This is a genomic window from Pseudomonas sp. 22072 (genome assembly GCF_052046095.1).
Classification (GTDB): domain Bacteria; phylum Pseudomonadota; class Gammaproteobacteria; order Pseudomonadales; family Pseudomonadaceae; genus Aquipseudomonas; species Aquipseudomonas paracarnis.
Map to the genome: position 1 here is coordinate 1 of NZ_JBQEQE010000030.1, position 24,339 is coordinate 24,339.

At 62.4% G+C, this 24,339-nt stretch carries 19 protein-coding genes; 9 read left to right on the forward strand and 10 right to left on the reverse strand.

The window, feature by feature from the left end:
- Positions 1 to 188 precede the first annotated feature (188 nt).
- Entirely contained in the window at positions 189 to 5,084 is a 4,896-nt protein-coding gene (locus tag ACTJLA_RS23235) for an alpha-2-macroglobulin (RefSeq protein WP_314551785.1), read from the forward strand.
- A gap of 124 nt (positions 5,085 to 5,208) precedes the next feature.
- Here the strand turns inward: ACTJLA_RS23235 and ACTJLA_RS23240 are convergent, their stop codons facing one another.
- On the reverse strand, positions 5,209 to 5,502 hold the full coding sequence (locus tag ACTJLA_RS23240) for a hypothetical protein (RefSeq protein WP_003188208.1): 294 nt from the start codon (positions 5,500 to 5,502) through the stop codon (positions 5,209 to 5,211).
- Positions 5,503 to 5,747: 245 nt separating this feature from the next.
- On the opposite strand from ACTJLA_RS23240, the gene pbpC reads away from it, so the two are divergent.
- From pbpC to ACTJLA_RS23270, 6 genes are all read left to right on the forward strand, one after another.
- Complete coding sequence (gene pbpC, locus ACTJLA_RS23245) at positions 5,748 to 8,039, forward strand: peptidoglycan glycosyltransferase PbpC (RefSeq protein ID WP_054918793.1); 2,292 nt, start codon at positions 5,748 to 5,750, stop codon at positions 8,037 to 8,039.
- 144 nt (positions 8,040 to 8,183) lie between these two features.
- Positions 8,184 to 8,492 (forward strand): MazG-like family protein, encoded by a 309-nt coding sequence (locus tag ACTJLA_RS23250; RefSeq protein WP_003188211.1) that lies wholly within the window; start codon positions 8,184 to 8,186, stop codon positions 8,490 to 8,492.
- A complete protein-coding gene (locus ACTJLA_RS23255) occupies positions 8,485 to 9,234 on the forward strand; it encodes a methyltransferase (protein ID WP_034126429.1) in 750 nt (249 codons plus the stop codon). Before ACTJLA_RS23250 ends, ACTJLA_RS23255 begins: the two co-directional genes overlap by 8 nt.
- A gap of 23 nt (positions 9,235 to 9,257) precedes the next feature.
- Entirely contained in the window at positions 9,258 to 9,860 is a 603-nt protein-coding gene (locus ACTJLA_RS23260) for a DUF4136 domain-containing protein (protein ID WP_089042150.1), read from the forward strand.
- A gap of 43 nt (positions 9,861 to 9,903) precedes the next feature.
- Positions 9,904 to 10,461, forward strand: a complete 558-nt coding sequence (locus ACTJLA_RS23265) for a DUF4136 domain-containing protein (protein WP_034126431.1) — start codon at positions 9,904 to 9,906, stop codon at positions 10,459 to 10,461.
- A 223-nt stretch (positions 10,462 to 10,684) separates the two neighbouring features.
- Complete coding sequence (locus ACTJLA_RS23270) at positions 10,685 to 12,628, forward strand: pilus assembly protein TadG-related protein (RefSeq protein WP_314551792.1); 1,944 nt, start codon at positions 10,685 to 10,687, stop codon at positions 12,626 to 12,628.
- Positions 12,629 to 13,115: 487 nt separating this feature from the next.
- Here ACTJLA_RS23270 and ACTJLA_RS23275 read toward each other — a convergent pair whose 3' ends face one another.
- Together ACTJLA_RS23275 and ACTJLA_RS23280 are read right to left on the reverse strand one after the other, a co-directional pair.
- Complete coding sequence (locus ACTJLA_RS23275; RefSeq protein WP_314551612.1) at positions 13,116 to 15,866, reverse strand: PAS domain-containing protein; 2,751 nt, start codon at positions 15,864 to 15,866, stop codon at positions 13,116 to 13,118.
- On the reverse strand, positions 15,863 to 16,300 hold the full coding sequence (locus tag ACTJLA_RS23280; protein ID WP_003188217.1) for a TadE/TadG family type IV pilus assembly protein: 438 nt from the start codon (positions 16,298 to 16,300) through the stop codon (positions 15,863 to 15,865). The genes ACTJLA_RS23275 and ACTJLA_RS23280 overlap by 4 nt, the downstream gene beginning before the upstream one ends.
- A gap of 71 nt (positions 16,301 to 16,371) precedes the next feature.
- Here ACTJLA_RS23280 and ACTJLA_RS23285 point away from each other — a divergent pair, with 71 nt between their 5' ends.
- Positions 16,372 to 16,875: a prepilin peptidase gene (locus ACTJLA_RS23285; protein WP_054896406.1), complete on the forward strand. Its 504-nt coding sequence runs from the start codon at positions 16,372 to 16,374 to the stop codon at positions 16,873 to 16,875.
- A gap of 71 nt (positions 16,876 to 16,946) precedes the next feature.
- On the forward strand, positions 16,947 to 17,732 hold the full coding sequence (locus ACTJLA_RS23290; protein ID WP_034125881.1) for a response regulator transcription factor: 786 nt from the start codon (positions 16,947 to 16,949) through the stop codon (positions 17,730 to 17,732).
- 136 nt (positions 17,733 to 17,868) lie between these two features.
- Here ACTJLA_RS23290 and ACTJLA_RS23295 read toward each other — a convergent pair whose 3' ends face one another.
- From ACTJLA_RS23295 to ACTJLA_RS23325, 7 genes are read right to left on the reverse strand one after another with little or no spacing between them, the layout of a single operon-like run.
- Positions 17,869 to 18,141 carry a DUF3613 domain-containing protein gene (locus ACTJLA_RS23295; protein ID WP_034125882.1) on the reverse strand — a complete coding sequence of 91 codons (273 nt, stop codon included), beginning with the start codon at positions 18,139 to 18,141 and terminating at the stop codon, positions 17,869 to 17,871.
- Between the two features lie 10 nt (positions 18,142 to 18,151).
- Entirely contained in the window at positions 18,152 to 18,877 is a 726-nt protein-coding gene (locus ACTJLA_RS23300) for a tetratricopeptide repeat protein (RefSeq protein WP_096143487.1), read from the reverse strand.
- A gap of 10 nt (positions 18,878 to 18,887) precedes the next feature.
- The gene (locus ACTJLA_RS23305; RefSeq protein WP_054896408.1) at positions 18,888 to 19,775 is read right to left on the reverse strand and encodes a type II secretion system F family protein; all 888 of its coding nucleotides are present in this window, start codon (positions 19,773 to 19,775) and stop codon (positions 18,888 to 18,890) included.
- A gap of 1 nt (position 19,776) precedes the next feature.
- Positions 19,777 to 20,658 (reverse strand): type II secretion system F family protein, encoded by an 882-nt coding sequence (locus ACTJLA_RS23310; protein WP_034125885.1) that lies wholly within the window; start codon positions 20,656 to 20,658, stop codon positions 19,777 to 19,779.
- Positions 20,659 to 20,667: 9 nt separating this feature from the next.
- Positions 20,668 to 21,939 carry a CpaF family protein gene (locus tag ACTJLA_RS23315; protein ID WP_054896410.1) on the reverse strand — a complete coding sequence of 424 codons (1,272 nt, stop codon included), beginning with the start codon at positions 21,937 to 21,939 and terminating at the stop codon, positions 20,668 to 20,670.
- Entirely contained in the window at positions 21,936 to 23,129 is a 1,194-nt protein-coding gene (locus ACTJLA_RS23320; protein WP_034125887.1) for an AAA family ATPase, read from the reverse strand. The genes ACTJLA_RS23315 and ACTJLA_RS23320 overlap by 4 nt, the downstream gene beginning before the upstream one ends.
- Entirely contained in the window at positions 23,126 to 24,331 is a 1,206-nt protein-coding gene (locus ACTJLA_RS23325) for a type II and III secretion system protein family protein (RefSeq protein WP_314551632.1), read from the reverse strand. Before ACTJLA_RS23325 ends, ACTJLA_RS23320 begins: the two co-directional genes overlap by 4 nt.
- Positions 24,332 to 24,339: the final 8 nt, after the last annotated feature.

The following is a 24,339-nucleotide window of genomic DNA, read 5'->3' on the forward strand; positions in this document are numbered from 1 at the left end:
TGAAAGATCGCTATCGCAGGCAAGCCAGCTCCCACCGTTTGATCTCCAGTGGCTGTGGGATTTGGCTTGGCTTCATGCCCACCTAGAACCAACCGCCCCTCCGTCGGTCAATGTGACCGGCGCCGCAGCAGCTTGGTCGGCGCTGATATATAGTTCACCCCTCGGTTCCCTCTGACTATGAGTGCCCCATGCTTAACAAAGGACTGTTCCTGGCCTGCGCGCTGGCCCTGCTGAGCGCTTGCGATTCTTCCGATAAACCCGCTGCACCGCCTGCGCCCACCGTGGCGGCAGCGCCGAAGCCGGTGAAAGCGGCGGTGGACGTGGCAGTGTTGAAGCAACGCTATGCCGGGCGTGAGCTGAGCGTGGTGGATGTGTCCGAGGTGCAGTTGGATGGGGCCAGCACGCTGTCGGTGAGTTTTTCCATTCCGCTGGACCCCGATCAGAAATTCGCCGACAAGCTGCACCTGGTAGACAGCAAGTCCGGCAAGGTCGATGGCGCCTGGGAACTGTCCGATAACCTGATGGAATTGCGCCTGCGCCACCTTGAACCGCAGCGCAAACTGGTGCTGACCGTGGACGCAGGGGTGAAGGCGGTCAACGGCAACACCCTCGCCGCCGAATACAGCGCCCGCCTGGAAACCCGCGACCTGCAAGCCACCGTCGGCTTCGCCAGCCGTGGCACCCTGTTGCCGACGCGCCTGGCCGAGGGCCTGCCGGTGATCGCGTTGAATGTCGACAAGATCGACGTGGAATTCTTTCGGATCAAACCCGAATCCCTGCCGTCGTTCCTGGCGCAGTGGGGGCGTAATACCAGCCTGCAAAGCTATGAGTCCCGTGAACTGCTGCCAATGGCCGAACTGGTGTACGGCGGGCGTTTCGACCTGAACCCGGCGCGCAATACCCGCGAAACCCTGTTGCTACCGATTGCCGGCCTCAAGCAGTTGCAGCAGCCGGGCGTTTACCTCGCGGTGATGCGCGCTTCGGGCACCTACAACTATTCGCAACCGGCCACCCTGTTCACCTTGAGTGATATCGGCCTGTCGGTGCACCGCTACGCCAATCGCCTGGATGTGTTTACCCAGGCCCTGGAAGGCGGCAAGGCACTCAACGGCGTCGAACTGGAAATCCTCGATGCCGAAGGCCGCGTGCTCGGCCAGGGCAAGACCGAAGACGGTGGCCACGCCGAGTTGCCGCTGCCGAAAAAAGCCCAGGTGTTACTGGCCAAGCAGGGCGAGCAAACCAGCCTGCTGCGCCTGGACAGCGCCGCGCTGGATTTGGCGGAGTTCGATATCGGCGGGCAACCGTCCCACCCGTTGCAGTTCTTTGTGTTCGGCCCGCGTGATTTGTATCGCCCCGGCGAAACCGTGCTGCTCAACGCGCTGTTGCGTGACAAGGATGGCAAGGCGGTGAAGCCTCAGCCGGTGAGCGTCGAAGTGCGGCGCCCGGATGAACAGGTGAGCCGCAAGTTCGTGTGGGAGGCCGACGCGTCGGGCCTGTATCAATACCCGTTGCAGCTGGCTGGCGAGGCGCCGACCGGGCGCTGGCAGTTGGTGTTCGACCTCGGTGACGGCAAGCCGCAACTCTATGAATTTCTCGTCGAAGACTTCCTGCCCGAACGCCTGGCGCTGGAACTCAAGGGCAGTGACACGGCGTTGAGCCCGGCGGATAACCCGGTCATCCAGGTCAACGGTCGTTACCTCTACGGCGCGCCCGCCTCCGGTAACCGCGTCAGTGGCCAGGTGTACGTGCGGCCACTGCGCGAGGCGGTCAAATCCCTGCCGGGCTACCAGTTCGGTTCCGTCACTGAAGAAGAGCTGAGCCAGGATTTCGAACTGGACGAAAGCGTACTCGACGCCAATGGCGAGCAAGCGCTGACCCTGGAAAGCAAGTGGGCCGAGGCCAAGTCGCCGTTGCAACTGATTGTGCAAGCCAGCCTGCAGGAGTCCGGCGGTCGGCCGATCACCCGGCGCCTGGTGCAGCCGATCTGGCCGGCCGAGCAATTGCCGGGCCTGCGTGGCCTGTTTGACGGCAAGGAAACCAACGGCGATGGCCCGGTGGAATTCGAAGTGCTGGTGGCCAACCAGGACGGTCAGAAACTGGCCGCGCAAGACCTCAAGGTGCGCCTGGTGCGTGAGCGCCGCGACTACTACTGGAACTACTCGGAGAATGACGGCTGGAGCTACCACTTCAACGAGAAATTCCTCAACCTCGATGAGCAGAGCCTGAACATCAAGGCGGGCGACACCGCCAAGGTCAGCTTCCAGGTGGAGTGGGGCCCTTACCGCGTGGAGGTCGAAGACCCGCAGACCGGGCTGGTCAGCAGCCTGCGTTTCTGGGCCGGCTACCAGGCCCAGGACAACACCGAAGGCGGCGCCGTGCGCCCCGACCAGGTCAAGCTAGCGTTGGACAAACCCGCCTATGGCGATGGCGACACCGCCAACGTCACCGTCACGCCACCGGCTGCCGGTAAAGGCTACCTGTTGGTGGAGTCTGCCGAAGGCCCGCTGTGGTGGCAGGAAATCGACGTGCCGGCCGAAGGCAAAAGCTTTGCGGTGAAGCTCGACCCTAAATGGTCGAGCCACGATCTGTATGTGAGCGCCCTGGTGATTCGTCCCGGCGAGCGCAAAGCCAATATCACGCCTAAACGCGCCGTGGGCTTGCTGCACCTGCCGCTGGATCGCACCCAGCGCAAACTCGGCCTGACCCTCACTGCACCTGAAAAAATGCGCCCCAAACAACCGCTGACGGTAAAGATCGCCGCCAAAAACGCCGATGGCAGTGTGCCTCAAAAGGTGCACGTACTGCTTGCGGCAGTGGACGTGGGCATCCTCAATATCACCGAATTTCCAACGCCCGATCCGTACGCCAGCCTGTTTGGCCGCAAAGCCTATGGCGTCGACCAATTCGACATCTACGGCCAGTTGATTGAAGCCGGCCAAGGGCGCCTGGCCAGCCTGGCATTTGGTGGCGACGCGGCGTTGGCCAAAGGCGGCAAACGCCCGGACACCAGCGTAACCATCGTCGCCCTGCAAAGCGCCCCGGTGACGCTGAACGACAAAGGCGAGGGCGAAGTCAGCGTCAATATCCCCGACTTCAACGGCGAACTGCGCCTGATGGCCCAAGCCTGGAGCGATGATCGCTACGGCATGGCCGAAGGCAAGACGGTGATCGCCGCCCCGCTGATTGCCGAGTTGTCGGCGCCGCGCTTCCTGGCCGGGGGCGACCAGACCACCCTGGCCCTGGACCTCTCAAACCTGTCGGGCAAGGCGCAGAAACTCGATGTGCAATTAACGACGCAAGGGCCGTTGGAACTGGTCAACAGCGACACGCAATCGGTTGAACTCAAGCAAGGCCAGCGCACCACCCTGCGCATTCCGGTAAAAGCCTGGGGCGGTTTCGGTCAGGGCAGGGTCAAGGTTACGGTCAATGGCCTGGACCTGCCGGGGGAAAACCTGCCGCCGTTCAGCCGTGAGTGGACCCTGGGCGTACGCCCGGCGTACCCGGCCTTGCTCAAGCATTACCGCGCCGTGATCAAGGATCAGCCGTGGAGCTTGCCGGCGGGTGCGCTGGATCAGTTCGATGCCTCGGGGCGTGAGGCGCTGTTGAGCCTGTCGAGCCGGCCGCCGTTGAACCTGGGCGCGCAGATCAGTGCGCTCAAGGCGTACCCCTATGGTTGCCTGGAACAAACCGCCAGTGGCTTGTACCCGTCGCTGTACGCCGACGACGCGCTGCTCAAGCGCCTGAGCATCAAGGGCGAGCCGGATGCCGAGCGCAAGCGCAAGATCGAGTTGGGCATCGAGCGCCTGCTGGGCATGCAGCGCTACAACGGCAGCTTCGGTTTGTGGGGCGCTGATGGCGAGGAAGAATATTGGCTGACTGCGTATATCACCGACTTCCTGCTGCGCGCCCGCGACCAGGGTTTTGCAGTACCGCCTGAAGCCTTGAAGAAGGCCAGCGAGCGCCTGCTGCGGTATGTGCAGGAACGTAACCTGATCGAGGTGGATTACAGCGACAACGCCGAGCACACGCGTTTCGCCGTACAGGCCTACGCCGGTATGGTGCTGGCGCGCAGTCAGCAGGCGCCGTTGGGTGCGTTGCGCAGTCTGTTCGAACGGCGCAGCGACGCACGCTCCGGCTTGCCGTTGGTGCAGTTGGCCATCGCCCTGCAGAAAATGGGCGACCAGCCGCGTGCCGATCAAGCCTTGCTCGCCGGTTTGGCGGCGCAGCGCAGTGCCAAGGAGTGGCTGGCCGACTACGGCAGCCCGTTGCGCGATCAAGCGATGATTCTGGCGTTGCTGGAGGAAAATGACTTGGCCAAGGGCACGCGTGAAGAGCGCCTGTTTACCTTGTCGGACCAGTTGGCGGCCAGCCCCTATCTGTCGACCCAGGAGCGCAACTCGTTGTTCCTGGCCGGGCGGCTGGGTTTCGCCCAGCCCGAATCGGCGTGGAAGGTGCTGTTGGATGGCAGCGACGGGGAGCATGAGCTGAACAACCAACAGTCGACGCTCAACCTGGAAGGCAAGCTGCTTTCCGGCAATTTGAGCCTGACCAATCAAAGCGATGTGCCGGTCTACCAGCAACTGACAATCTCGGGTTACCCACAAGTGCCGCCTGCCCCGGGTGGCGAGAACCTGAGTATTCGCCGCGAATACCTGGGCATGAATGGCCAGCCGTTGAATTTGCGCAGCCTCAACAGCGGCGACCTGGTGCTGGTGCACCTGGCCGTCAGTGCCAAGCAACGCGTGCCGGATGCCTTGGTGGTGGACTTGCTGCCCGCCGGCCTGGAACTGGAAAACCAGAACCTGGCACAAAGCGCAGCGAGCCTGGAGAACGCCAGTAGCCAGGTGAAGGAGTGGCGCGAGTCGATGCAGAACGCATCGCTCAAGCATCAGGAGTTCAGGGATGATCGCTATGTGGCGGCCATGAATCTGGATGGCTATGGCACCACGCACTTGTTGTACCTGGCGCGTGCGGTGACACCGGGAACCTACCGCGTGCCGCCGCCGCAAGTGGAGTCGATGTATCGGCCGAACTGGCAGGCGGTGGGCGAGACGCCGGTGGATATGGTGATCAAGGGCCGCTGAAAGACACTGTAGGAGCGAGCTTGCTCGCGAAAAACGTCANACGAGAACGCGTGTTTCCTGAATCAACGCGGCGCCTTTGAGTTTTTCGCGAGCAAGCTCGCTCCTACAGGAGAGGATCGAAATATCAGTGCACGACCCAACTGAGTAGCCAAAGCCCCAGCATCAGCCAGATGATTCCCACGATAATCGAGGCCCGCATAAAGGCGCGTACCGCCGAGTACAGGAAGAGCAACCCGACGATCAGAGTGATGATGCTGATGATCGAGGTGTCCATGCCCAAGGTGCGTGACAGGCCGTCGATAAAGTTGCCGCCGGCGTGGGTCAAGGCCCCGAACAAACCGCTGAGCCCGTCGACGATAAAACGGATGACGGAACCGAGCGCCTGGCCCAACCATTCGAAAAAGCTTTCTACCTGCATGTGCGTGTCCTGATGAGAAGGTGGGCGTAACTGTGCCTTTGGTTGTCGATAACGCAGGCGAGTTCCCTGCAAGCATAGAGGTTTGCCCGTTTGAGTTTTAGTTTAATCACCTGCGGATGTACGCGGCCCAATGTGGGAGCGGGCTTGCTCGCGAAGGCGGCGTGCCTGTGACATCTCTGCCAACTGACCCACCGCTTTCGCGAGCAAGTCCGCTCCCACAGTTATTGCGCTGGGCTTTGGGTTGTGTGGCGTTAGTAATAGCGCTGCTGTGGGGCGCCGATCGCATCTGGCCCTTGCCCCTGCCCCAGGACGACCTGGCGCGGGTGGTGCTGGCCGAAGATGGCACGCCGCTGTGGCGATTTGCCGATGCCAATGGCGTATGGCGCTACCCGGTACAGACCCGCGAAGTGTCGCCGTATTATCTCGACGCGCTGCTCACCTATGAAGACCGTTGGTTCTACCAACACCCCGGCGTAAACCCGTTGGCGCTGGTGCGTGCGACCTGGCAAAACCTGAGCGGCGCGCGAGTGGTGTCCGGCGGCAGCACCTTGTCGATGCAGGTTGCGCGCCTGCTCGACCCACACTCACGCACCCTGCACGGCAAGTTACGCCAGCTGTGGCGTACCGCGCAGTTGGAGTGGCACCTGTCCAAGGACGAAATCCTCAACCTGTACCTGAATCGCGCGCCCTTCGGCGGTACGCTGCAGGGCGTGGCGGCAGCGAGTTGGGCGTACCTGGGCAAGTCGCCATCACAACTGACTCACGCCGAAGCCGCGTTGCTCGCGGTATTGCCCCAGGCGCCGAGTCGTTTGCGCCCGGACCGTCATCCGCAGCGCGCCCAGCAGGCCCGGGACAAAGTGCTGCGCCGCCTGGCCGAGTTTCAGGTATGGCCGCAGTCGGCGGTGGATGAAGCCTTGGAAGAACCCCTGTTGCTCGCCCCACGCCTGGAACCGAGCCTGGCGCCCTTGCTCGCACGTCGCCTGAATCGCCCCGACAGCCCGCCACTGATTCGCACCACGCTGGATGCCACCTTGCAACGCCGTCTCGAAGACCTGCTGTTGGGCTGGCGCGCACGCCTGCCGGAGCACACCTCGGCAGCCATCCTGGTGGTGGAAGAAGAAAGCATGGCGGTGCGCGCTTACCTGGGGTCGGTGGATATCAACGACACCAAACGCTTTGGTCATGTGGACATGATCAGCGCGCTGCGTTCGCCCGGTTCCACCTTGAAGCCTTTTCTCTACGGGATGGCGTTGGATGACGGCCTGATTCACTCCGAATCGCTGTTGCAGGACGTGCCTCGGCGCTATGGCGATTACCGCCCTGGCAACTTTTCCATGGGCTTTACCGGGGCGGTACCGGCGAGCACCGCGTTGTCCAGTTCGTTGAACCTGCCGGCGGTGCAGCTGCTGGAAGCCTACGGGCCCAAGCGCTTTGCCGCGCAGATGCGCATCGGTGGCATGCCGTTGGCGTTGCCGGCATTGGCCGAGCCGAACCTGGCGCTGATCCTCGGCGGTGCGGGCAGTCGTCTGGAAGATCTGGTGAGTGGTTACAGCGCCCTGGCCCGCGATGGCAAGAGCGCCAGCCTGCGGTTACAGCCGGACGATACGCTCAGGGAGCGGCCGTTGCTGTCGCCCGGCGCCGCATGGATTGTGCGGCGCATCCTCAGCGGCCAAGCGCGGCCCGACCGCGACCCGCGTGCCGAGCTGGTCCAACGGCCGGTGCTGGCATGGAAAACCGGCACCAGTTATGGCTTTCGCGATGCCTGGGCGATTGGCGTGGGCCCGCGTTACCTGATTGGCGTATGGATCGGCCGGCCCGATGGCACGCCGGTACCGGGGCAGTTCGGCCTGGCGTCGGCAGCACCGTTGATGTTGCAGGTGCATGACGTGCTGACCAACCGCGACAGCCAGCGCGGCATCAGTGCGCCAGTCAAACCGGTGCCTGCCAATATCGGCGTGGCAGCGATTTGTTGGCCGCTGGGCCAGCCCATGAGCCGCAGCGACCCCAATTGCCGCCGCCAGCGTTTTGCCTGGACCCTGGACAACACCACGCCGCCGACCTTGCAGGCATTGGATCAACCCTTGAGCGTGGGCTTGATGGAAAGCATCTGGGTTAACCCCAAGGGTTTGAGGGTCGATGCCCATTGCCCTGGCGCAACCCCCAAAAACATCGCGCTGTGGCCGGCGCCGCTGGAGCCCTGGTTGCCAAGGATTGAACGCCGGGAAGCGCGCATTCCTGCGCCTGACCCGGATTGCCCTCCGCCGGCGCTGGCCGCTTCATCGCCGTTGTCCATCGTGGGCGTACGCGAAGGCGACCAACTGCGCCTGCCCGCTGCCAGTCAACAAGCCTTGCGCCTGAACATCTCCGCCCTGGGCGGCAGTGGCCGGCGTTGGTGGTTTCTCAACGGTGCGCCGTTGGGCGACAGCGCGAACCAGGACAGCATCAATGCCAGTTTTGAACGGCTGGGCCGCTATCAGCTCAGCGTATTGGATGAAGCCGGCCAAACCGCCAGGCTCGAGTTCAGCGTTGTCGACTGATCGTTCCCACGCTCTGCGTGGGAACGCCGCCTGGGACGCTCCGCGTCCCGTCATCCGCGCAGGCGACGCGGAGCGTCACTGGAAGCATTCCCACGCAGAGCGTGGGAATGATCGGGTAAGCTATACCCATTCAGGAGCCCCCGCATGAACCTCGAACACCTCACCGAACGCCTGCACCGCATCCGCGATACCAACGACTGGAAGCAGTTCCACAGCCCGAAAAACCTGGCCATGGCTGCCAGCGTGGAAATGGCCGAGCTGGTGGAAATCTTCCAATGGCTCACCGAAGACCAATCCCGCCAACTGCCCGCCGATAAACTCGCCCATGCGGGCCAGGAGGTCGGCGATATTGTCCTGTACCTGCTGTTGCTGTGCAGTGAGCTGGGGCTGGATATGAACGAAGTGGTGCGCGCCAAACTGGCCGATAGCGAACGGCGGTTTGCCCATGAGTGATCGTCATTTCGACCAGTTGGCCACGCGCTTTGCCGAAAAAATCTACGGCGGTGCCAAGGGCGCGATTCGCCTGGCGGTGCTCCAGGCCGACCTGGTGCAAGCCTTGCCGCAGCGGCCGTTGCGCGTATTGGATATCGGCGCAGGCCTGGGGCACATGTCGCTGTGGCTGGCCGAGCAGGGCCACGAGGTAACCTTGGCCGAACCCGCTGCGCCGATGCTTGAAGGTGCGCGCCAGCGCTTCGCCGACGCGGGCCAAAGCGCGACCTTTATTCATGCACCGTGGCAGGACTTGCTCGGCCAACTCACCGAGCCTTACGATCTGGTGCTGTGTCATGCCGTGCTGGAGTGGTTGGCCGAGCCCCACGCTATCCTGCCGGTACTGCACCAACTGACGCTGCCGGGTGGCTGGTTGTCCCTGGCGTTCTACAACCGTGATGCGTTGATCTACCGCAATCTGCTCAAAGGCCACTTCCGCAAAATGCGCAAGAACGACATGGCCGGCGAAAAGCAGAGCCTGACGCCGCAACAACCCCTGGACCCACGGGAGTTGGCGGCGCAACTCGAAGGGCTGTGGCAGGTCGAAAGCCAAAGTGGCGTGCGGGTGTTCCACGACTATATGCCGGTGGAATTCCAGGCTCGCGCCAACCTGGAGGACTTGTTGGAGATGGAGCTCGCTCACCGTCGTCACCCAAGCTTTGCCGGGCTTGGGCGATATTTGCACTGGATCTGCCGCCCGGTTTAAGCGGCCCAGCGTGGGAGGTCGACATGCGTCGTCTCGGTTTAATCCTGTTGTCTCTAGGCCTTGGGGCGTGCTCGAGCCCCAATCCTTACGTGGCCAGTTCGGCACCGATGCCGCCGGCGCCCGCCCAGGCGGCTACTACCTTTGATGCCAGCGCCTACCCCGCGCCGGTGCGCGACTATGGCGCCTACCGCAGCTGGGGTTGGCTCAACGGTCAGTTGCCGGCGGGCACGGCCTGGGCCGATTCGGCACAGATTGCCGAGGCGGTCAGCGGCGCCCTCGATCAGCGCGGCTTGCGCCCCTTGCATGACAGGCGTGCGCCCGACCTGCTTGTGAGCGCCGATGTACGCCTGGAAAAACGCCTGCGCCAGGTCCAGGACGATTATGGTTACGGCTACGGCGGCTATAACCGCTATGGCAACGGTTACGGCATGTACAACAGCGTGCCCGTGGTGCGCACCTATGAAGTGACAGTGGCCGTGGCGCGTATCAGCCTGTTCGATGCGCGCACCCGCCAGCCGGTGTGGAGCACCAGTGCCGAAACCACCAGCCAGGGCAGCCTGAGCGAACGCGCCGATAGCTTGCGCAAGGCGATGCAGAAGGCAATGGCTGCCTATCCGCCCAGTTAGCAGCTATTCTCATTACAGGCCCACGTTGTTTTTGGAGAACACCATGCTTCGTCGCATCGCTGCGCTTGCTGTTGTCATGTTGCTGGGCGGTTGCCAGAGCAACCAGGTCAACCACGATTTCGACGCCAGCCGAGACTTCGGCGCCTACCGTAATTGGGCCTGGAAAGACCCAGCGTTGCAGTACCGTCCCGATGACCCGAGGATCAAGAGCGACCTCACCGAGCAACGCATCCGCCAGGCCGTGGGCGAACAGCTGGATCAGCGCGGTTTGCGTCCTGCGGCGGCGGGTACCAAGGCTGACCTGAATGTACAGGCCTACCTGATCGTCGAAGACCGCCAGCAGCAAGTCACCACCAACTATGGCGGTGCCTGGGGCGGCCCGTGGAATGGTTACTGGGGCGCGCCGATGTACAACGAAACGCGCAACATTACCTACAAAGTGGCGACCATCCAGATCGACCTGCTCGACGGCAAGGACGGCAAGCTGGTGTGGCGCGGCAGCGACGAACAGATGATGGCCAGCACGCCGAACCCCGAGGAACGCAACAAAGCCATCCGCAGCACCGTGACCAAGATCCTTTCCAACTACCCGCCGCGCTGATCGCTCACTGTAGGAGCGAGCTTGCTCGCGAAAAACGTCAACGATAACGCGTACTTCCTGAATCAACGCGGCGTCTGTAGGTTTTTCGCGAGCAAGCTCGCTCCTACAGTATCAGGGCGTATCAGGGCATCTCCGCCAGTCGCCAATGTGGCGAGTTGCCAGCAACCTGCCGAAGCCTTGTCTACACTCCAGTGCAACGGAGAGTTAGCGCAGGAGTGCTTCGATGTCTCCCCGATTCGGCTCCAGACAGCGTGGTGCAATTGGCTTGATGGCGGCAGGCACTTTGGCCTTGGCCTTGGTGTTTACGTTGCTGGCGGTCGACAGCGGGCGCTTGTATTTGGAAAAGCGCAAGCTGCAATCCGTCGCCGATACCTCGGCGTTGGAGGCAGCCAGTCTCGGTGGCCAATGCGGTACCAACACCACCGCAAACGCCTATGCCACGCAAAATGCGGCGCGCAACGGTTTTGTGGTCGGTAATGGCAGCACCCTGGCGGTGACATGCGGCACCCTGGCGACCAATGCTCTGAACACCCGTGTGTTTACCGCTGATGCCACCAAGAGCGACGCTATCCGCGTGGTGGCTTCCCGCACTGTGATGACCAGCGTTGCCAATGGGCTGTGGAACCTGTTCAGTGGTGCGCCGATTACCCCGCAAATCAACTTGAGCGCCACCGCCGTCGCGGCGACACCACCGCCCGTGGCGCAGCTGTCGATCCGCAGCAGCCTGGCCAGCGTCGATTCAGGCAAATCCCCGCTGCTCAACCTGGTCATCGGCAACCTGCTCGGCGGCAACCTTTCGCTCACGGCGGCGGGTTGGAACGGCTTGCTGCAGACCAACGTCAACCTGCTCAGTTATTTGGACCAACTGGCGATTAACCTGAACGTGAAGGCCGGTGACTACGATGCCTTGCTCAGTACCGCAGTCTCGGCTACTCAACTGATCGACGCTGCTGTGAAGGTTTTGCAGAAAAACGGTGCGGCGGTCACAGCGGTCGTCAATGACGTGATTTCGATTCAAGCCATTGCGCCCAACAGCAAGCTGTTGACCGTGGGTGACCTGATTGACATCGCCACCGGCACGCCGACGGCGGCGCTGAATAGCAACGTGCAATTGTTTCAACTGTTGGAAGCGGTGGCGCAGTTGTCCAGCAGCAAGAATGCGGTGAGTGCGGCGGCGCAGGTCGCGATTCCGCTGGTGGGCAATGTGTCGATCCAGACCAAGGTCATCGAACCGCCGCAGCTGTCGGCCATTGGCAATCCTGTGTTGGCCAAGAAGGGCTTGCAGAATACCCCGCCGACCGATCAGATTTTTGTACGCACCGCGCAAGTGCGCACGTTGGTGACCGTGCAGGCGCCGATCATCAAGGCGGTCTCTGGCGTGGCGTCCATATTGACGGGCCTGGGCACGCCGGTGTCCCAGGTGGTCAAGGGCTTGTTGAACCTCAACCTGCCGGCGGTGGTTGGCGGTGTGTTGTGCCTGGTGGCCTGTAATGTGGCTGACGTCGATGTCACCACATCGCTGGCCATTTACATCGAAGCCGGCAGTGCGCAAACCAATGTCACGGATTTCAATTGCGACTCGCCGGCCTCCAAATCCTTGACGGTGAAAACCACTACGTCCCTGGCGACCCTGGCGGTCGGTACAGTGGATCCGGTGGCGGCTTTTTCTTCCTCCGCAGCAGTCGATGTGCAGCCGGTCAGGCTGATCGATTTTGGCCAGCGCTACTGTGTGGTCCTGACGCTGCTGTGCAGCCCCAACCGTACACCCAATGTGGGGGGTGGTTTGCTGTTGAAAGCCAACTCCACCATTGCCGCGCAAACCAGCACGATGGTGTTTGCGCCGGTGGCCGAGATGAATGCGCCGCCCACCTACAAGTTCGCGCCGGGCACCGCCAATATCGTCGGCAGCCTGGCGGCGACCCTTAATGGCTTGCAGGTGACTTACGCACCGCCCAGCGGCAGTGTCTCCAGTGGCGCGTTGGCTGGGGTTGCCGGGCTGTTGGCGACCATTACCACGGCGGTGGTGGGGCTGATCCAGAATGTGCTGTCACCGATTCTCGACCCTGTCGTCAACACCTTGCTCAGCGCCTTGGGCATCAACCTGGGCAATGCCGAAGTCGGTGCCAATCTCTCTTGCCATATGGGCCGGGCTTCTCTGGTGATTTAGCCTGTTGGTCTATCTGATGCACCGCGTTCCAAATGTGGGGGCTTGTCTGGGATGGCGGCCTGACAGCCGACGCCTATCTGGCTGACACCCCGCGTTCCAAATGTGGGAGCTGGCTTGCCTGCGATAGCGGCCTGACAGCCGACACAAGTATACCGAGTACATATCCATTCCTGCGGTAACGGCCACTTAGGGTTCCGCTTTTACAGCGGCTCACTTTTGAAAAGAGCCCAAAAGTAAGCAAAAGGCTCTTGCCCCACCACTCGGCACCTCGCTTAGGCTCGGTGTGCCCGCAATCCGCCAGTGATTTGGGGGGGCGCCGCCACGCGCCATCCATGGCGCGGGGCGGCTAAACCGGCATCCCTGCCGGTTTACCCCCCAAATCACTGTCGAATTCCGGCCAGCGTGGTTTAACGGGGCGCTTAAGATCAAGATCACAAGCAGATCAAAAGCAAGAGCAAGAGCAAGAGCGGCTCGCTTCGCATCGTGGTTAGCTGATTGAGTTTTGCGCGATGGGTAACTCGACGCAGAATTTCGCGCCGGCCTCGCCGTTGGTGACGCTCAGGCGCCCACCCATGTTTTCCACAATCCCATAGCTCACCGAGAGCCCCAATCCGGTGCCGACGCCGATTGGCTTGGTGGTAAAGAACGGTTCGAAAATCCGCTCCAACAGGCGCGGGTCGATCCCGCCGGCGTTGTCTTCGACCCAGATACGCACATGGCGGCTGTCGTGCTCGCTGTGCAGGGCAATCCAGGGGCGCAGGGCAGGGTCTTTTTCTCGCCGGCTGAGTAATGCGTCGCGGGCATTGACCATCAGGTTGATCAGCACCTGTTCCAGCTGGTCGACATAGCCTTTGACCTGCACCGAGAAGTCCGCAGGGCTGATGCGCACCTCTACACCTTTGCCACGCAGGCCTTCGCTGAGCAGGGACAGGGTGCCCTCCAGCGCCTGCGCGGGGTCGAACGGTTGCTGCTCGATTTCCGAGCGGCGGCCGAACACGCGCATATGGTCGACCACCCGTGCCGCGCGTTGCACCTGGGCGTCGATACGCTGCAGTTTTTCCGTGAGGTAGTCGATTTGCACATCGCCATTGCCCAGGCGCTTGAGCACATTGGTGATGGCCATGTGCATCACGTTCAGCGGCTGGTTGATCTCATGGGCCAGGCCGGTGGCCATTTCGCCGAGGGTGGCCATTTTCGCGCTTTGGGTCAGTTGCTGCTGGGAGCGGCGTACTTCGGTGTTGTCGCGGCCCACGGCCTGCACTTCGATCAGAGCGCCTTGTTCATCGAAGACGCCACGGTCCGACCACACCCACCAGGCATGTTCGCGCCCCGGCAGTTGCAGGCTGATTTCCGCGGTGCTCACCGGGAATTCCGGGGTCAGTTGCTGAATGCGTTGCATAAAGGCGGCGCGCTGTTCATCCGACAGCCACTGGCCCAAGTCGATGCCTGGCAATTGGTCGGGCCGGCATTCCAGGTAATTGGCCAGCGGCGTGTTGCCAAAGGTGAGGATCAGGTCGGGACGGTAGCGACAGATCATCGCTGGCGAGTCTTCCACCAGGATGCGGTAGCGCTCTTCACTTTGGCGCACCTGCTCGGCGGCCAGGGTCGCCTCGGTGACGTCCAGCCAAAGGCCCACGGCTTCCACCGGCAAGCCGAGGTCGTCGCGCAAAAGCTTGGCTTCGTCGAGCAGCCAGTGGTAGTTGCCTTGCTTGTCGCGCAGGCGGTAGCGGCTGCGCACGTTGCCTTCGCGCAGCAGTTGGCGGGTGCGTTCGAAGTAGCGTTCTCGGTCGTCGGGGTGGATCAGCGCCGCCAGGGTGTCGTGGTTGCAATCGGCCAAGGTCCAGCCCAGCAGCGGCAACAGGCTGGCGCTGAAAAACGCTGGGTGCAGCGCGCCGTTGACGTAGCGCTGCACATAGATGACGGCCGGTGAGCTGGCGATCAGGTTGTCCAGGCGCGCATGGGCGGCGGCAGCTTGCAGTTGCTGGTTCTGAATGTCGCTGATGTCGAGCATGAAGCCGACCCAGCGCCGTTCATTGCCGGCTCCCAGCACTTGGCCTTGTATGCGGTACCACAGGGGCGACTGCTCGGACTCGGTGCGTTGCAGGCGCACGTTGGTCAGCAGTGGCTTGCCCAGGGCTTGCAGGTCTTGCAGGCGGCTGTCGAGGGCCTGACGGTCGGCGGGGTGGATGAGCTCGAGCCAGGTACCGAGGGGTTGGCGGGTGGGGCCGTCGTCCAGGCTCAGGTTGCGCAGCAATTGTGGCGCCAGTTGGATTTCCTGGGTAGCGGGCAACAGTTCCCACCAGCCAGTGCCGAGCAGGCCTTGCAGGGCTTCTACCCGTTCCAGTTGCTGGTGGTGACGCTGTTCGCGCAGACGGCCCAGCAGCGGCGCGGCGAGTGCTGCGCACAGGTTCAGCCAGTCACGCTCGCCGGTGTGGTGTGCCTGGCCGTTATAGAAGCCACACAGCAGCCACGCGGCGGCGCCATGGCTGTCGCGGTACGGCACCAGGAAGCCGTCGGCATTGCCAAATACACTGTGCAGGCGCGGGTTGTCGCTGCGCCCCTGGGCAATGTCCAGGCTAAGTGGTGTGTTGCCGTTGATGCTGTCCAGGCTGGTGCCCAGGTGTTGCCCGGTCTGCCACAAGGCCGGGGCGTCGTGAGCGGCGTAGTGACTGTAGATGCGCCAGCCTTGATCATCTTCGTCGAGCAGTGCCATGGCGACGCAGGGGATGCGCCAACGCTGGGCCACGCTGCGCAGGTGTTCGCTGAACACCTCGGGCAGGCGGTTGGGGCTGCACACGCGCAGCTGTTCGCTCATCAGGGCGGCGAGTTGGTGGTTCTGTTCGCGTTGCTGCACCCGTACTCGGTCGGCCAGCAGGTCAGTGATGTCCAGCAGGTGCAGGGCCCAGCCGTCGCCCTCCGGCTCGATCCAGCCGCGGGTATGCAGGACCTGGCCAGCAGCGCCCTGGAAGTCGAGGTCCAGGCCGTGTCGTTGCCACTCCTGCGGCGTGCCCTCGACACTCCGCGCGCTGTCGGCACACAGCAAGGTCTGCAAGGGGGGGTTGGGCGCGTTGGCAAGATGCTGGGCAAGTAAAGGCTTCAAGGTGCCCGAGATGTTCAGCACCCCACCCAGGTTGTCCAGTTGCACTTGCAGGCCCGACGCGGGTGCTGCTGGCGCGTCCAAGGCCAGGGCGCTGGTGCGCCCGCGCAGGCGTGCGAACAATTTATCCCCCGTCGTCAAAACTGAAGGCTCGAGGTAGCAGTGAGGTTGGTGGGCAGGTTGGGTACGGTGCCCACCCCGGGCAATACCAGGGCCGGCAAGACCGCTTTGATATTGGCCGAGGGGTAGGTGATCTTCACTGTCAGCAAATTATTGGTGTAGGTGGCGGTGATATAGCCGGGCAAGAATTTCAATGAGCCGGGGATCCAGTTCAATTGGGCCTGGGCGGCATCCTTGGCGCGTTGCACCACCAGGGCCGAATAGCCTGCGGTGCTGGGGTCCAGGGACACACTGCGGCGGACCCCTTCGGCTGCCGCTTGGTGAAATGACTGCATCAACAGCAGCGGCAAGCTGTAGCTGAGCATGCCGTAGAACACTGCAAAGAAAATCACGAAGACCAAGGCAAACTCGATCGCCGCAGCGCCTTTTTGCTTTCTCGGGAGGCTCGATTTCATGACTGCGTCTACCCTGAGTCGAGTACTTGATATCAGCATAGAATCATTCAGCCAAAAGGGATGTTTTTTACGTGATCCAGACGCTAGTGATTGTGCTGTGGTTGGGCGTATGTGCTGTGCAGGATATTCGCCAGCGCCAAATTTCCAATACGCTGACCCTGGGCGTAGGCCTGCTGGCGTTGATCTACCTGCTGTGGGCGGGGTCGACCTGGCTGGGCGCGCCCCGCAGCGAGGGCGGCCTGGCCTTGGCTTTGGCACTGGTACTGACCTTGCCGGGCTACGCGTTGGGCCGCTTTGGCGCGGGGGATGTGAAGTTGCTAGCCGCCTTGGGGCTGGCCTCCAATATCGACTACCTGTTGGGGGCGTTGATCGGTGCCGGCATCGTCATGGTGGCCTGGACACTTATGCATCAATGGCTTAGCTCAAATCGCGTTGAGCGGGCAGGGCAAGCGTCAACAAAACAGCCCTTTGCGCCCTTCGTTTTGACAGGTTTTGCCGGCAGCTGGTTTTGGATCCATCAGTCGCACGAGTTGATTAATGCTATGTACATAGTCGGAAAGTACGTCTACGTTTAATGAGTAGTTGTGTAGGAGTTTTCGTCAGAAAGGATAGGTCATCATTTGGCTTGCCAGGCATGGAGTAGCGCGTGAACAAGCTTACGTCTGCAGTAAAAGTGCTCGTTGTCGACGATCAACCATTGATCGTGGAGGAACTCTGTGAATTTCTTGAAAGCAGCGGGTACCGTTGTGTCCCGTGCGAGTCCAGCCAGCAAGCGGTCCAGCGTTTTGGCGAAGACCTTCAGATTGGTTTAGTGCTGTGTGACCTGCATATGCCGGACATGGACGGCATCGAACTGGTCCAGGCGCTGCAACGGATCGCCGGCAAACATCGTGCGTTCGAAGCGATCATGCTCACCGGTCGTGCCGACAAACAGGATGTGATCAAAGCCCTGCGTGCGGGCATCGCCGATTACTACCAGAAGCCGATCAACCTCGATGAATTGCTCGAAGGCCTCAAGCGCCAGGAAGCGGCGTTGGAGGAACGGCAAAAAGACCTGCAGCTGGGCACGCTCAACCAGAAGTTGCAGTACCTGTCCGAGTCGATCAATGACTTGTATATGGACTTGGACAAAGTGCGTCGCAACCCGACGCTCCAGGACCATGACGGGGACCCATCGGCCGATGAAGCCGGGCCGTTGGAGATCCCGGCGATTTTCAATCAGCTGTCACCGCGCCAGCTGGATGTGGCTCGCCTGGTGGGCAAGGGCCAGACCAACTACCAGATTGCCTGTGAATTGGGGATTACCGAGAACACGGTGAAGCTGTACGTGTCCCAGGTGCTGCGCCTGACCCATATGCACAACCGCACGCAGTTGGCGCTGGCGTTGTCACCGAGCAACTCGGCGATGCGCCAGCGGGTGACTGCGCACTAAAGGCCCAAGCAAACCTTGCAGGAGCCATCTTTCTGTGGCGAGGGAGCTTGCTCCCGCTCGACAGCGCAGCTGGAGTCGGCTTTTCTTGGGGGCGCTTCGCTCCCCAGCGCAAGCAAGCTTGCTCGCCACAGTAGCTTTACTTGCTTCCACTTTGCGCAGTGCCGCCTATTTTCTGATCAAAGAACTCCGGAATCGGGTGCTTGTTGCTGTCCAGCCAGCGCTTGAGCGCCTGTTCGCGTTCTGCCGGCGTGGTTTTCTGGGGGTTGGCCGAGGCTGCGCGCCCGCTCAGTTGCAGTGCCATCCAGTTTTCCGTTTCGGCCTGCCGGGGTGAAGACGGCCCCGCTTCGATGGCCGAAGCGAGGAGGGGCAGGGCCAGGCATGCAAGGCCGGCGAGGTATTGGAATTTCATCATCGACTCCTTATTTCACAGAGGCCGGCAGCGTATCGTTGACCGCCGCTACCTGATCTTTGACTGGGCGCTGCGGTGCCGTGCCAGCGTCCTTGAGGTGTTGCGCCCGTGCCTGGGCTCGGGTCACCTGATCAGGGCTCAACCCGAGTTGGCCGACCACTTTCGCGGCTTGCTCCCAGTTGTCCTGATAGATCAGCAAGGTCACCAGGTTGACCGCCGCCAATTGATCGCTCTGCTTGAGTTCGATGGCGGTCATGAATTCAAAGCGCGCGTCTTCAAGGCGCCGTTGATCGAGGTACACCACGCCCAGGTCGTTGCGGATTTTTTCGTCGGTGGGCGCCAGCCGTGCTGCGCGTTGCAGGTGAGCCATGGCCTGGCCGTTGTCGCCCTTGGCCGACGCCAGTTGCCCCAGGCCGTGCTCACCGTCGGCGGCCAGGCAGGTGCCCAGCAGGCTGCGGTACAACGGCTCGGCGTCGGGACGGCCTAGCAAGCGATAGGCACGGGCCTGGCGCTGACGAACCTGGGGCAGGGCGCTGGGCAGGTTCTGCAGGTTGGCAAGGCTGGCGTGCAGCTTGCCTTCGTTGGCCATGTCATCGGCCAGGTTCAGCGACAGCTCCTGGTCCGAGCTGGGCTTGGGGCAACTGCCCGGCGCCAGCAACCCGGCCCACGGAACCTGGCCGTTGCTGGCACAGCCGCCCAGCATCAGCAGGCTCAAGGCGACGATCAGTGGTTTCATGGCAGGCTCCTCAAAAGTTATTCAAGGCTCGGGAGATGGCGATCATGGCCGGCCCCCCCAGCACGATCAGCAAGGCGGGAAACAGGAACACCATCATCACCACGGACATCTTCGCGGACATCTTCGAGATGTATTCCTGCAGGCGGGTCAGGCGGCGGTCGTCAAGCAACTGCTTGAGGGCCAGCAAGGATTTCATCGCGCCGCCGCCCTGGTGGATCAACTGCTGAAGGATGATGCAGGTGTCGGTGAACTCATCCACGGCCAACAGGCGTGCGGTCTTGCCCAGCTCTTCGGACAGTTCCAGGCCCGAGTCGACCCTTGCCAGGATCAGGCGCAGTTCATGGGTCAGGTCTGGCAGCAAGCGCTGGGCTTCGGTGCTCAACACCCGCAGCGATTGCTCAACTGCCATGCCGGATTCGAACAGGATGCGCAGTAACGGAATGAAGGTGGAGATTTCCCGAGCGATACGCTCCTGGCGGTATTTCGCACTGAGGGCGAGGATGCGTTTGGGCAGCAAGTAACCGATGCCTAGGGCAATCGCCGGGGCAATCCAGGGTGAGCCGGCATGGGGAAACAGCAGCTGTTGGCCGAGCAGGGTCAAGCCCAGCAACACGATGGGCACGCCGATCTGGAAAGCGGCAAACATGGAGCGCTGGTTGGCTTTACGCCAACCGACTCGGTTGAGCAGGGTCTGGGTTTCGTTGTCCAGGCTGACCGAGCGCTGGGCCACGGTGCTGGCGCCCAACTGGCGCATCAGGCTGCCGAGTTTGTCCTCGCGGGTCAGTTGACCTTGCAGGCGTTGGCTGACCAGGCGTTGTCGGCGCCTTTGCTCTAGCAGGTTGCCGACGATCAAGGCGACGGCGGCGAGCGACAACAGGATGCAAATCAGGATGGCCATCTCAAATACTCCGCAACATGCGCCACATGACGAAGGTGCCCGTGATGTCGAGCGCCACCGCGGCCAGCAGCAGGTGGCGCCCGGTTCCGTCATTCCACATGCTCATCAGGTAGCCCGGGTTGACCATCAGGAAGTAGCCGACCATGACGATAGGCAAACCCGCCAGCACATAGGCGGTCATGCGCGTTTCGCCAGTCATGGCCTTGAGTTGGCGCGCACCCTGTTCGCGCTCGCGGATCATCTTGATCAGGTTTTCCAGCAGCTCGCTGGCGTTGCCGCCGTAGCGGTGGTTGACCTTCAGGCCAAGAGCAAACAGGCGGAATTCATCGCGCTCGTAAAACTCGGCAAAGTCGCTGACCGACTCCGGCAGGCTCACGCCCATTTGCACGTTGCGCTGGATGCGGCTCATGGCCTGCTTGAGCGGCGCTTCGGTGCTGTCGATCGCGCCCAGCACAGCGTCCGCCAGGGTGCGCCCAGACTTGAGGCTGCGCACGCTGTGGTCCAGCAGCTGCGGTAATTGTTCGACCATGCGCTGCACTCGCCGTTGGTAGCGCCAGGCGATATACACCCGCAGCAGCAGCGGCGGCAGGATCAGCATGGCCAACAGTCCCAGCCCGCCGGCCAGCAGATAGCCCAGCAACATGCCCAGCGCCCAGCCGCTCAGCCACAAACCCAGGCGGTCGGTGGGCTTGCCCAGGCCGGCGCGCTGGAACATGCGCTCCAGCGCGACCCAGCTGCCGTTCGGCTCCTGGGGCACCGGCTGGCCGTCGCTGAGCCGCTCCAGCACCCGGTCGGTGCCGGCCTGGCGCAACCCTCGCTGGAACAGCCAGACGGACAGGCTGATCAGCAGGATGCAAATGAGCAGCAAGACAAGTCCGGTCATGAGCCCTCTCTACAACGGCAATGCCGATTCGCGCCGCAACTTGTCGCCGGCCGGGTTGAGCGCTTCGCGCAGAAAGCCGAAACCGGTACGGCGGTCGAGGCGGAACAGGGTGTTGGTGACATACACGTCGTCGCGCACCCCCACCACTTCCACCACCTCGCTGACGCAACGGCGCCCATCGGGCAGGCGCGTCAGTTGCACCACCACATCCAGTGCGGCACAGATCATCTGCCGCAGGGTTTTCTCCGCCACCACCCGGCCGGTCAGGCCCACCAGGGTTTCCAGGCGCAGCAACGCGTCCTGGGCATTGTTGGCGTGCACGGTGCTCATGGAACCGTCATGGCCGGTGTTCATGGCCGTCATCACGTCGAGCACTTCGACGCCACGGATCTCGCCAAGGATGATGCGGTCCGGGCGCATCCGCAGGGCGTTGCGAATCAGGTCGCTGGCCTTGACCTCGCCATGCCCCTCGGCATTGGGCGGACGGGTTTCCAGGCGCACCACGTGGGGGTGGCCCAGTTGCAGCTCGGCGACGTCTTCGATGGTGACCAGGCGTTCGTGGGGGTTGATCAATTGGCTGAGGATATTGAGCAGCGTGGTCTTGCCGGTGCCGGTGCCGCCACTGATCAGGATATTGCAGCGCTTGCCCACCGCCTCCTGGAAGAACTCGAAGATGTTGTGGTCGATGGTTTGCATCGCCACCAGGTCGCTGCTCTTGAGCATGTCCTTGCGAAATTTACGGATCGACAGGCACGGGCCGTCCAGGGCAATCGGCGGGATGATCGCATTGACCCGGCTGCCATCCGGCAAGCGCGCATCGACCATCGGCGACGACTCATCCAGGCGCCTTCCAAGGGGCGCGAGAATGCGCTGCATCACGCGTTCTACATGGTGCGCGTCGATAAAGCGCAGGTCGCTCTGGTGGAGTACTCCGTCACGCTCGATAAACACCCTGTGCGGGCCGTTGACCAGTATCTCGGTGATCGACACATCGCGCAGCAGTACTTCCAGCGGGCCGAAGCCGGTCAGCTCATCGACGATTTCCTCGGCCAAGCGCTCCATCTCATAGCGCGAAATCGCCAGGTGCATGCGCGTGATGTATTCGGCCACTTTGTCGATGACAAATTGCGCCAGGGATTGGCGCGAGCCTTCCAGCAGGTTCTGGCCCGATTCTTCGATGGCATCGATGATGTAGCGATGCAGCACCAGTTTCAGGCCGTCGTGATCGTTGTGCGCGGCACTTCCACGGGCCGGTGCGCCGAAGAGTTTTTCGCCGTTCATCGACTCGCTCCCAGCAGGCGTTCGAACCAGCGCGTCGAAGGTTTATCCAGTCCTTCGGTGCGTTTGGCCAGGCGCTCGCCCAGGTGGCGCAGGGCTTGGGTCAAGGCTTCGCGGGGGGCCAGGGTGAACAGGCTTTGCCCTTGGTTCTTGGCGTTCAGGCGCACTTCGGGGCTCAGGGGCAGCACGGCGATGCACTCCAGGCCAAAGCTTTTTTCCAGGGCTTCGGTGCCGGGGGCGCAGCCTTTGACGTAGCGATCGACGAGCAGCTTGGCATGGTCGAGCTTCATGCCTTTTTCGCGCCACAGGTTCAGCATCGCCAGGTTGCGCCGACAGTCGAGTACGCACTGGTCGGTGCACCACAGCAGCTTGTCGCAGTGGCTGACAAAGGTGCGCAGGGCTTCGCTGTCCGCTTGCCCGGTGAGGTTGACCACGATGTGCTGGAAGTGCTGGCGCAAGGCGCTGAGCAACATGTACAGCTCGGCGGCGCTGGTCATTTCCAAGGGGTCATCGCTGGCGGCGTAGGCGAGGATCCGCAGGCCGTCGTCGGTGCTGGTGAACGCGCTGTTGATCAGGGTGGCGTCCAGGCGTCGCAGGTGGCGCAAGGCGTCGCCGAAATTGAAGGTGCTGTCCAGGCCCAGCAGCGCCAGGCTGTCGCCCCTGGGCAGGCCGAGGTCGAGCATCAGCGTCTGCTGGCCGCTCTTTTGCACCACCATCGCCAGGTGGCTCGCCAGCAGGGCGCCATCGGTATTGCCCTGGGCACCGTAGAGCACGGTGAGGCCGCCCAGATGGGCGTTCGGCGCGCTGGGCGGCAAGCGCTTGCTCAGGCGCCGCACCAGCCCGGCCACTTCGCTGGAGCGTGAACCATAGGCGACAAAATCCCGAGCGCCGGCACGCATGGCGTTGAGTACCAACTGGTTGTCCATGCCGTCGCCCAAGGCCACCACCGCCAACATCGGCTTGGCTTCCAGGGCGCCTTCGATCAAGGCGCTCTGGGCTACCAGGTGCTCGCGGTCCAGGCCCACGAACACCAGGTTGGCGAAGGTCACGTCCACCAGTGCCAGCAATTCATCCAGGCTGCCGCCGCCCACGTTGATCACTTGGCCAAGAGGGGCCAGGGCACCCTGGAGCCATTCCAGGTCGGTGCTGTTACGGGTGATTGCCAGGAAGGTCTGGCTCAGGCTATCGCTCATTGGGAAAGTCCACTGCGACGGTCGAAGTTGCCGTTTTCCAGGAAGAACAGGCGGAACCAGTTCGGATCATAGGTGCGCAGTTTTTCGCCGGGCAGCGACGGCAACTGCGCATTGGCAGCCAGTGGCTGGACCAGATGCGGCGTGACAATCATCAGCAGTTCTTTCTCTTCGCTCTGGATATTGGAGTCGCGGAAAAACGCACCAAGGATCGGGATATCGCCCAGGCCCGGGAGCTTGGCGATGGTGGAGCGGTTGGTGCTGCTGATCAGGCCGCTGATCACAAAGCTTTCACCGTCGGCCAGTGACACACTGGTGTCGGTGCGCCGGACGGTCAGGGCCGGCACCTGGATATTCTGGATTCGGATCGCGTTGCTGTAATCCAGCTCGCTGACTTCCGGGGCGACTTTCAGGGCGATGCGGTTGTGGTCGATGACCGTGGGCGTGAGGGTCAGGCGAATACCGAACTCCTTGTATTCGATGGTGATGGTATCGCTGCCGGCACTGGGCACCGGAATCGGCACTTCGCCGCCGGCCAGGAAGGTCGCGCTCTGGCCGCTCATGGCCACCAGGCTCGGGCGCGCCAGGGTATAGGCGAAACCGCTGCTTTCCAGGGCGTTGATCAGTGCCTTGACCCGGCCACCGCCAAACCCGATGTTGAAGTTGTCGGCACTCACCGGCAATTTGAAAATGCCCTCTGACGGGGACAGCAAGTCGGGGCTGCCGAGGAAGAAGTTTTTACCCATGCCCAGGATCTTGGTGCTGGCTTCCTTGAGCTTGGTGCGGCTGACCTCGACAAAACGAATATCGGTCTGCACCTGGCTGGGCAGCGTCGGGTCTTCGGAGGGCGACAGCGATTGGCTGGTGAGCGCCGAAGTAGCCTTGCCCTTGACGAACACCATGCTCTGGCGCGGCGCGGTCGAGCAGCCGGTCCACACCATCAGGCTGGTAGCGCCGCTGCCGACGCCAGTGAGCAGGAAATGGCGGTCGCCGTTGACCCGCACATCGGCAATTTTCGGGTCGCCGATAGCCAGGCGCGTAATCGCTACCGGCGACTGCAGCTCGGTCTGCAAGCCTTCGCCTACCTCGATCACGGCGGGCAATTGGCCCAGGGCGTTGCAGCTGCCCGATGCGCCCATCGCCATGCCCAGGGGCAGGCACGGCAGCATCAAGGCCAAGGCCAATTGAGCGTAGCGTTGGCTCATTCAAGGCA

Coding starts and splice junctions, on each gene's coding strand:
- ACTJLA_RS23235 (WP_314551785.1), top strand. CDS start 189: ATGCTTAACAAAGGACTGTTCCTGGCCTGCGCGCTGGCCCTGCTGAGC.
- ACTJLA_RS23240 (WP_003188208.1), bottom strand. CDS start 5,502: ATGCAGGTAGAAAGCTTTTTCGAATGGTTGGGCCAGGCGCTCGGTTCC.
- ACTJLA_RS23250 (WP_003188211.1), top strand. CDS start 8,184: ATGAACCTCGAACACCTCACCGAACGCCTGCACCGCATCCGCGATACC.
- ACTJLA_RS23255 (WP_034126429.1), top strand. CDS start 8,485: ATGAGTGATCGTCATTTCGACCAGTTGGCCACGCGCTTTGCCGAAAAA.
- ACTJLA_RS23260 (WP_089042150.1), top strand. CDS start 9,258: ATGCGTCGTCTCGGTTTAATCCTGTTGTCTCTAGGCCTTGGGGCGTGC.
- ACTJLA_RS23265 (WP_034126431.1), top strand. CDS start 9,904: ATGCTTCGTCGCATCGCTGCGCTTGCTGTTGTCATGTTGCTGGGCGGT.
- ACTJLA_RS23270 (WP_314551792.1), top strand. CDS start 10,685: ATGTCTCCCCGATTCGGCTCCAGACAGCGTGGTGCAATTGGCTTGATG.
- ACTJLA_RS23280 (WP_003188217.1), bottom strand. CDS start 16,300: ATGAAATCGAGCCTCCCGAGAAAGCAAAAAGGCGCTGCGGCGATCGAG.
- ACTJLA_RS23295 (WP_034125882.1), bottom strand. CDS start 18,141: ATGAAATTCCAATACCTCGCCGGCCTTGCATGCCTGGCCCTGCCCCTC.
- ACTJLA_RS23300 (WP_096143487.1), bottom strand. CDS start 18,877: ATGAAACCACTGATCGTCGCCTTGAGCCTGCTGATGCTGGGCGGCTGT.
- ACTJLA_RS23305 (WP_054896408.1), bottom strand. CDS start 19,775: ATGGCCATCCTGATTTGCATCCTGTTGTCGCTCGCCGCCGTCGCCTTG.
- ACTJLA_RS23310 (WP_034125885.1), bottom strand. CDS start 20,658: ATGACCGGACTTGTCTTGCTGCTCATTTGCATCCTGCTGATCAGCCTG.
- ACTJLA_RS23315 (WP_054896410.1), bottom strand. CDS start 21,939: ATGAACGGCGAAAAACTCTTCGGCGCACCGGCCCGTGGAAGTGCCGCG.
- ACTJLA_RS23320 (WP_034125887.1), bottom strand. CDS start 23,129: ATGAGCGATAGCCTGAGCCAGACCTTCCTGGCAATCACCCGTAACAGC.
- ACTJLA_RS23325 (WP_314551632.1), bottom strand. CDS start 24,331: ATGAGCCAACGCTACGCTCAATTGGCCTTGGCCTTGATGCTGCCGTGC.